Genomic DNA, 7,451 nt, shown 5'->3' on the forward strand with positions numbered 1-7,451 from the left:
AACGGCCGGCCGGTGGCCGGCGAGGGCGCGCGCAGGGGCGACCCGCCGCCGTTCGACGCCGACGCCACCTGAGGCCCCTCAGGCAACGATCGCGTCACCCGCGCCCACCCGGCACCGGGACATCTACGGCGTTTGCCGTCCATCTCGCCACCCGTACCGCGTCCTGATCCCCCGGGCATGACCGACACGGTGGACCGGTGTGGCTATCCTCCCAGTGTCGGGGGTCGCCGGGCTCGGCTGCCCAGGGCACAGGGCAATGAGGAGGCGTCGCGCAGATGGAGACGACGAGTCGGCTAGCCGGGGAATCCGGGCCCGCCGCGCAGGGAGTACCGGGTGCGCGGCGGGCGGTGGACGCCTACCTGATGGCCGCCTTCCCGTGGTACGGCCTGGACGCGGCCTTCACGGGCCCGCGCTGGCTGATGCAGGTCGGCACCGCGGCCGACGGCACCGTCGAGCACGGTTCCACGGGACACGGGGACGAGCCCTCCCTCCGCGCCGAGACCGCCTCGGGGGAGCAGAGCTTCGCCGTCGTCGTGACCCTGGCCAGCCGCCCGGTACGGCGCAGCGCCGACGGTACGGGAACGCTGGAGGCCACCTCCGTCTCCACGGCGGCCTGGCTGGCGGGCTCGGGGCTGCTGTCGTGCAGCTACCCGCTGGAGATGGACCGCAGCCTGCGGCAGGACTGGCTCGACCAGCAGACCGGGGTCGCCTGGGAGCTGGCCGACGAACTGGACGGCTCGGGCTGGAGCACCCTCTCCCTGCCGGTGGACGGCGTCCCCACCGACTTCCACTACCGCGAGTCCGAGTACGGCTGGGTGCTGGCCGGCTCCGCCCAGGAGGGCGTCCACCTGGGCGCCTACGGCCGCGGCATGAGCGCCTACGGCCTGGGCTTCGCCGTCGTCAAGGACATCACGGAGTACGCGTGAAGGACCTCGCGGAGTACGAACGCCAGGCGTGAGGTGCGGCGACGCGTCCGAGGCGACGCGTCGGGGGTGACCGCGTCGCCGCGCTGCCGTGGCGGGAGGCCCGCCGCGGCAGCGCCCGCGCGTTCTCAGAACTTGTTGCTGGGTGTCAGGCCCAGGGACATGCCCGACAGGCCCCGCTGACGCGAGCCGAGCTTGCCGGCGACGGAACGCAGTGCCGCGCCGGCGGGGGAGTCCGGGTCGCTGAGGACCACGGGCTTGCCCTCGTCGCCGCCCTCGCGCAGCCGGATGTCGATCGGGATGCCGCCCAGGACGGGTACCTCGGCGCCGGTGGTGCGGGTGAGCCCCTCGGCGACCTGCTTGCCGCCGCCCGTACCGAAGACGTCGACCATCTCGTCGCAGTGCGGGCACGGCATGCCGGACATGTTCTCGATCACGCCGACGATCTTCTGGTGGGTCTGCACCGCGATGGAGCCGGCGCGCTCGGCGACCTCGGCCGCCGCCTGCTGCGGGGTGGTGACCACCAGGATCTCCGCGTTCGGGATCAGCTGGGCCACCGAGATGGCGATGTCACCCGTGCCGGGCGGCAGGTCGAGCAGCAGGACGTCCAGGTCGCCCCAGTACACGTCGGCCAGGAACTGCTGGAGGGCCCGGTGCAGCATGGGGCCGCGCCAGACCACGGGGGCGTTCCCGGGAGTGAACATCCCGATGGAGATGACCTTCACGCCGTGTGCGGACGGCGGCATGATCATGTCCTCGACCTGGGTGGGCCGGCCGTCGGTGCCCAGCATGCGGGGGACGGAGTGGCCGTAGATGTCGGCGTCCACCACGCCGACCTTGAGGCCGTCGGCTGCCAGGGCGGCGGCCAGGTTCACCGTCACCGAGGACTTGCCGACCCCGCCCTTGCCGGAGGCCACGCAGTAGACGCGGGTGAGCGAGCCGGGCTGGGCGAACGGGATCTCGCGCTCCGCTTTGCCGCCGCGCAGGGAGGCGGCCAGCTCGCGGCGCTGCTCGTCGCTCATCACGTCGAGTTCGACGCGGACCTGGCCGACCCCCGGCACGCGCTGGACGGCCTCGGTCACGTTGGTGGTGATGGTGTCGCGCAGCGGACAGCCGGAGACCGTCAGATAGACGCCGACGTCCACCGTGCCGTCGGGCGCGATGCCGATGGATTTGACCATGCCCAGGTCGGTGATCGGCCGGTGGATCTCCGGGTCGTTCACCGTCGCGAGCGCCGCCCGGACGGCCTCTTCGGTGGGCGCGGGTGCCTGGGTCTCGGTAGCCATGACTGCATGGTAAGTCCGCGAGGACTCCGTCCACTAAGCGCATGGTCAGCGGTCTTGGTCACTCTCCGGGGAGCCGGTCCGGGGGACGGCGTCCTCCTGGTCGCGCTCCTGAAGTTGCTTGAGGAGTTCGGCCAGCTCGGAGCGGATCCAGTCGCGGGTGGCGACCTCGCCCAGGCCCATGCGCAGGGCGGCGATCTCCCGGGTGAGGAACTCGGTGTCGGCGATGCTGCGCTCGTGGCGGCTGCGGTCCTGCTCCAGGTTGACGCGGTCCCGGTCGTCCTGGCGGTTCTGCGCGAGCAGGATGAGGGGGGCCGCGTAGGAGGCCTGGAGGGAGAGGGCCAGGGTGAGGAAGATGAACGGGTACTCGTCGAACTTCCAGCCGTGCGGTGCGAGAACGTTCCAGCCGATCCAGACGATGATCACGATCGTCATCCACAGCAGGAACCGGCCGGTGCCCAGGAAGCGCGCGATCCGTTCGGAGGCCCGCCCGAACGACTCGGGGTCGTAGGTGGGCAGCAGGGTGCGGCGCGGCGCGAGCGGCACATCCAGCCGGGGTCCTTCCCGCTCAGCCATCGCCGCGCGCCCCCTCGCGGTCCGCGCCGCCCGCCCCGTCCCGCCCCGGCGGGTGCGGGCGGGTATCGGGGTCGTCGTGGGCGAAGCCGGGCAGGCCGCCCACGGCTGCCGCCTCCCGCCAGTCCTCCGGGAGCAGGTCGTCCAGCACGTCGTCCACCGTGACGGCGCCGAGCAGATGGCTGCCCTCGTCCACGACGGGGGCGGAGACGATGTTGTAGGCGGCCATGTAGCTGGTCAGCGCGGGCAGCGAGGTGCTGGGCGGCAGGGGGCGCAGATCGGCGTCGACCAGGGCGCCGACCAGGGCGAACGGCGGCTCGCGCAGCAGCCGTTGGAAGTGGACCACGCCCAGGTAGGTGCCGGTGGGGGTCTCGTCCGGCGGACGGCACACATACACCTGGGCGGCGAGCGGCGCCGACAGGTCCTCGTTGCGCACCCGGGCCAGCGCCTCGGCGACGCTGGCGTCGGGGCGCAGGATGATCGGGTCGGTCGTCATCAGGCTGCCCGCCGTCCCCTCCTCGTACGTCAGCAGCCGCCGTACCGGGGCGGCCTCCTGCGGCTGCATCAGGTCCAGGAGGCGGTTCTTGTCCTCCTCGGGGAGTTCCCCGAGGAGGTCGGCGGCGTCGTCGGGGTCCATGGCCTCCAGGACGACGGCCGCGCGCTCGTCGGCGAGCTTGCCGATGATCTCCACCTGGTCGTCGTCCGGCAGCTCTTCCAGCACGTCGGCGAGCCGGTCGTCGTGGAGTGCCGCCGCGACCTCGGCCCGGCGCTTCTCGGAGAGGTGGTGCAGCACGTTGGCCAGGTCGGCGGGGCGCAGCTGTTCGAAGGTGGCCAGCAGATTGGCGGTGCCCTGTTCCGGCTCCTCCAGGGCGAAGCCGGTCACCGCGTCCCACTCCACGGTCAGCGTCTCGCCCCGCCGCCCCCGCAGCCCGCCGCCCTTGCGGCCCTTGCGGACGAAGAGCCGGTCGATCTCCCAGTCCCGGCGGGCGGGCAGCCGCTGGAGTCCGACGTCGAGCACGGTCACCTCCTCGCCGGTCTCCTTGAGGGTCACCCGGCGGTCCAGCAGCTCGCCCAGCACGAGGCGCTCGTTCGGGCGCTGTTCGAAGCGGCGGATGTTGAGGAAGCCCGTCGTGATGACCTGGCCGGACTCCACGCCCGTCACCCGCGTCATCGGCAGGAACACCCGCCGCCTGCTGACGACCTCGACCACCAGACCGAGCACGCTGGGCAGCCGGCGCCGTCCGCCCAGCAGCGCCACCACGTCGCGCACCCGGCCGACCTCGTCGCCGTTGGGGTCGAAGACGGCGACACCGGCCAGGTGGGAGACGAAGACCCGGGGAGCGCCCGCTGCCATGGACTGCCTCCCTCCTCGGCCGCGCCGGCCGGTCGCTGCGGCACCGGACCTCTCCGAGGCGCCCAGTGTTATGTCCCGTTATGACGGTTTCAGGCTAACGTGACCGGCGCCACAGCCGGGGTAGCGGTGTGGTCCGGACGGCTGCCTTCCGAGGGGTGCCCTCCGTCCGGGTAGGGTGCCCTCTGCCGCCGACCACAGGAGGAGCCCCTCGTGACTGGACGCGCCCGCGCACCCCGGAGTGCAGCGCTGCTCGCTCTCGTCAGCGCCGGAGCGATCACGGCGCTGACCGGGTGCGGAGGAGGAGGCGAGGATCCGGACGCGGGCACCAACGGGATGGGGAAGCTGTCGGCCGGAAAGATCGAGAAGAAGGCGAAGGCGGCGGCCGGGAAGGCGGCGGCCGTCCGGGTCTCCGGCCGCGTCGTCAGCAAGGGCCGGACCTACCGCCTCAGCATGCGTCTGAAGGGCAGCGGCGGCGTCGGCGAGGTCTCCGCCAAGGGCGGCAGCACCTTCCAGCTGCTGCGCGTGAAGCGCGACCTCTACCTCAAGGCGGGCACCGGCTTCTGGGCGCGGCAGGAGGGCGGCAAGCAGCCCGCCAGGAGCGACATCGCCGCGGCGCGGAAGCTCAAGGACAAGTACGTCAAGGTGCCCCACCAGGACCCCGCCTACGCGCAGTTGAGCGGTTTCACCGACATGCGCAGCCTGCTGGACGGCCTGCTGGCCATGGAGGGCAAGCGGGCGAAGGGGAAGCGGGCCGAGGTGGCCGGGGTCAGGACGATCCGCGTCACCGCCGGCGGGGGCAGCGGCGGCACGATCGACGTCTCCCTCGACGGCGCCCCGTACCCGCTGCGGCTCCAGCGCGCGGGCGGCGCGGGCACGGTACGGCTGAGCGACTGGAACGACGACTTCGCGCTGCACGCCCCCCGCAGGGACGAGACGGTGGACTACGGCAAGCAGATCTCGCCCGAGCAGCACGGCGGCTGACCTGCCGGCGGTCGCCGGGAGGGGGGGGAGGGAGGCGCGGCCCGGGGCGGTTCAGGTGCCCGAGCGCCGCTTCCCGCGCCGGAACAGCAGCCGGGGCAGCCCCGCCGGCTGGGCGCGGCGGGTGGTGGCCGGGGTCGCCACCGGCCGTGCGGCCTGCGAGTCCCGCGGCATCGCGCCGGGCCGCTCCAGCGGCGGGCCCGCGGGCTCCAGCCGCAGCACCCGGCACTCCCGCGCCCAGCGGTCGGTCATGGTGTCCGCGTCCGGTGCGTTGAGGCGCTTCCCCTTCAGTTCGGCGACGGCGGCCTCCCACTCCTCGTCGCCGGGCGGCAGTTCGCACACGCGTGCGGGCCAGGCCACCAGGCGGGCGCCCTTGTCCTTGCCGCGTGCGGTGACGGTGGCCGTGGCACCGTCCGTGAGTCCCAGGTCGGCCAGCGGCTGCTCCAGCGGGCCGTCGCCCACCAGGCAGACGGCACCCTCGTGCCATACGTGCCACAGTCCGCGCGCCGGGCCCTGCGGACCGCGCACCCACACCAGGCCGGACTTCTTGGCCGTCTCCTCGATCAGCGCGCGGTCCAGACGGCCGGAAGCGTCCGAGGAGCCGGAGGTATCCGGGCGGCCGGTGGTGCCGGGGCCGCCGGAGGGCTGCTGTGGCGTCGGGGGCGTCACGCTCATGGCCGCAGGCTACAGCCAGCCGTTGCGCTTGAAGCCGCGATGCATCCCGTAGCAGATGGCGACGATGAGCAGCAGCACCATGGGGTAGCCGTACTTCCAGCCCAGTTCGGGCATGTAGTCGAAGTTCATGCCGTAGATCCCGGCGATCATCGTCGGCACCGCGAAGATGGCGGCCCAGGCGGTGATCTTGCGCATGTCCTCGTTCTGGGCGACGGTCGCCTGCGCGAGGTTGGCCTGGAGGATCGAGTTGAGCAGGTCGTCGAAGCCCAGCACCTGCTCGTTGACGCGGGTCAGGTGGTCGGCCACGTCGCGGAAGTACTTCTGGATGTCCGGGTCGATGAGCCGTACGGGGCGCTCGCTCAGCGTCTGCAGCGGCCGCATCAGCGGGGAGACGGCGCGCTTGAACTCCAGCACCTCGCGCTTGAGCTGGTAGATCCGGCTGGCGTCGCCGCCGCCGCGCTTGCCGCCGCCCGAGCGGTCGGAGAAGACCTCGATCTCGACCTCGTCGATGTCGTCCTGCACGGCGTCGGCGACCGCCAGGTAGCCGTCCACGGTCTGGTCCGCGATGGCGTGCAGCACGGCCGAGGGGCCTTTGACCAGCAGCTCCGGGTCGTCCTCCAGGCGGTGCCGCAGGGCGCGCAGCGAGCCCTGGCCGCCGTGCCGCACGGTGATGATGTAGTCCCGGCCGGTGAAGCACATGACCTCACCGGTCTCCACCACCTCGCTGGTGGCGGTGAGTTCGGCGTGCTCGACGTAGTGGATCGTCTTGAAGACGGTGAACAGGCTCTCGTCGTACCGCTCCAGCTTCGGGCGCTGGTGCGCGTGCACCGCGTCCTCGACGGCCAGCGGGTGCAGCCCGTACTCCTGTGCGATACCGGAGAACTCCTCCTCCGTCGGCTCGTGCAGACCGATCCACACGAACCCGTCGCGGCTCTGCCCCTCGGCGGTGCGCACCTTGCGCAGCGCCTCGGCGGGCGACAGCGACTCGGTGTCCCGGCGGCCGTCCAGGTAGGCGGCGCAGTCCACCACGGCGCTGCTCGTCGCCTGCCCGACGTTCTCGAACCCGGTGGTGCCGAACCCGGCACGGTTGTCCTTGCGCAGTGCCGGACGCACAGCGGCGCGCAGCTCTCGGATCATCGACATGAGGCCCCTCCACGGTGCCGTGCCATGCCGCCGTGACACAGAACGAGGCGGTGTACTGCCCGGAACGGGGGCCTACGGGCAACCCATGACCCGGAGGTCCGCAAAGCGGGCACCACACGCGAGCCGTGACGACGGCATTCGCTGACAGACGGAATGTGCGAAACGCGGGCGCTCTTCCGCCATGCGTACCCCGGGAAGGCCGGAGAACTCGGCTCCGGGGGAAAGCGCACCTGGTGGCCGCGGGGAGATCAGGGCCTGTGCGGCGCGATCGTTGCCGGGGCGGAAGAGCGGCTGGTACTGCACGGTCGACTCGGATCCATGTCAGTCCCACCTCCTCCGGCCGGGCCCCTGTGGGGGACAGTGTGTACACGCCTTGACCGGCTCACAACGGTAGCACTGGAACAGCGCTCCCCGCGCCGCGCCCGCCCGATCCCGCACCGCTTTGCCCCTTCCTTACGCTTCCCTTCGCGTTCCCTCACGCGCTCCTGCCGCGCCCCGCCCCCTCGGCCGCGCCGCGGACCG

At 72.4% G+C, this 7,451-nt stretch carries 7 protein-coding genes; 2 read left to right on the top strand and 5 right to left on the bottom strand.

What is annotated here, in order from left to right; all coding sequences use genetic code 11:
- Positions 1-275 precede the first annotated feature (275 nt).
- On the top strand, positions 276-926 hold the full coding sequence (locus FM076_RS22000; protein ID WP_173872698.1) for a hypothetical protein: 651 nt from the start codon (positions 276-278) through the stop codon (positions 924-926).
- A gap of 125 nt (positions 927-1,051) precedes the next feature.
- Here FM076_RS22000 and FM076_RS22005 read toward each other — a convergent pair whose 3' ends face one another.
- From FM076_RS22005 to FM076_RS22015, 3 genes are read right to left on the bottom strand one after another with little or no spacing between them, the layout of a single operon-like run.
- Entirely contained in the window at positions 1,052-2,209 is a 1,158-nt protein-coding gene (locus FM076_RS22005) for an Mrp/NBP35 family ATP-binding protein (protein ID WP_173872699.1), read from the bottom strand.
- Positions 2,210-2,254: 45 nt separating this feature from the next.
- The gene (locus FM076_RS22010; RefSeq protein ID WP_173872700.1) at positions 2,255-2,782 is read right to left on the bottom strand and encodes a DUF1003 domain-containing protein; all 528 of its coding nucleotides are present in this window, start codon (positions 2,780-2,782) and stop codon (positions 2,255-2,257) included.
- Complete coding sequence (locus FM076_RS22015) at positions 2,775-4,133, bottom strand: magnesium transporter MgtE N-terminal domain-containing protein (RefSeq protein ID WP_173872701.1); 1,359 nt, start codon at positions 4,131-4,133, stop codon at positions 2,775-2,777. Before FM076_RS22015 ends, FM076_RS22010 begins: the two co-directional genes overlap by 8 nt.
- A 210-nt stretch (positions 4,134-4,343) precedes the next feature.
- Here FM076_RS22015 and FM076_RS22020 point away from each other — a divergent pair, with 210 nt between their 5' ends.
- Positions 4,344-5,114, top strand: coding sequence for a hypothetical protein (locus FM076_RS22020; protein ID WP_173872702.1), 771 nt, complete (start codon positions 4,344-4,346; stop codon positions 5,112-5,114).
- Between the two features lie 51 nt (positions 5,115-5,165).
- Here the strand turns inward: FM076_RS22020 and FM076_RS22025 are convergent, their stop codons facing one another.
- Positions 5,166-5,786, bottom strand: coding sequence for a hypothetical protein (locus FM076_RS22025; protein ID WP_243274597.1), 621 nt, complete (start codon positions 5,784-5,786; stop codon positions 5,166-5,168).
- Between the two features lie 9 nt (positions 5,787-5,795).
- Complete coding sequence (locus tag FM076_RS22030) at positions 5,796-6,929, bottom strand: magnesium and cobalt transport protein CorA (protein ID WP_173872703.1); 1,134 nt, start codon at positions 6,927-6,929, stop codon at positions 5,796-5,798.
- Between the last annotated feature and the right edge of the window lie 522 nt (positions 6,930-7,451).

This window comes from Streptomyces albus subsp. chlorinus (assembly GCF_013302895.1).
GTDB classification, from domain to species: Bacteria; Actinomycetota; Actinomycetes; order Streptomycetales; family Streptomycetaceae; genus Streptomyces; species Streptomyces chlorinus.

Coding starts and splice junctions, on each gene's coding strand:
- FM076_RS22000 (WP_173872698.1), top strand. CDS start 276: ATGGAGACGACGAGTCGGCTAGCCGGGGAATCCGGGCCCGCCGCGCAG.
- FM076_RS22010 (WP_173872700.1), bottom strand. CDS start 2,782: ATGGCTGAGCGGGAAGGACCCCGGCTGGATGTGCCGCTCGCGCCGCGC.
- FM076_RS22005 (WP_173872699.1), bottom strand. CDS start 2,209: ATGGCTACCGAGACCCAGGCACCCGCGCCCACCGAAGAGGCCGTCCGG.
- FM076_RS22030 (WP_173872703.1), bottom strand. CDS start 6,929: ATGTCGATGATCCGAGAGCTGCGCGCCGCTGTGCGTCCGGCACTGCGC.
- FM076_RS22015 (WP_173872701.1), bottom strand. CDS start 4,133: ATGGCAGCGGGCGCTCCCCGGGTCTTCGTCTCCCACCTGGCCGGTGTC.
- FM076_RS22025 (WP_243274597.1), bottom strand. CDS start 5,786: ATGAGCGTGACGCCCCCGACGCCACAGCAGCCCTCCGGCGGCCCCGGC.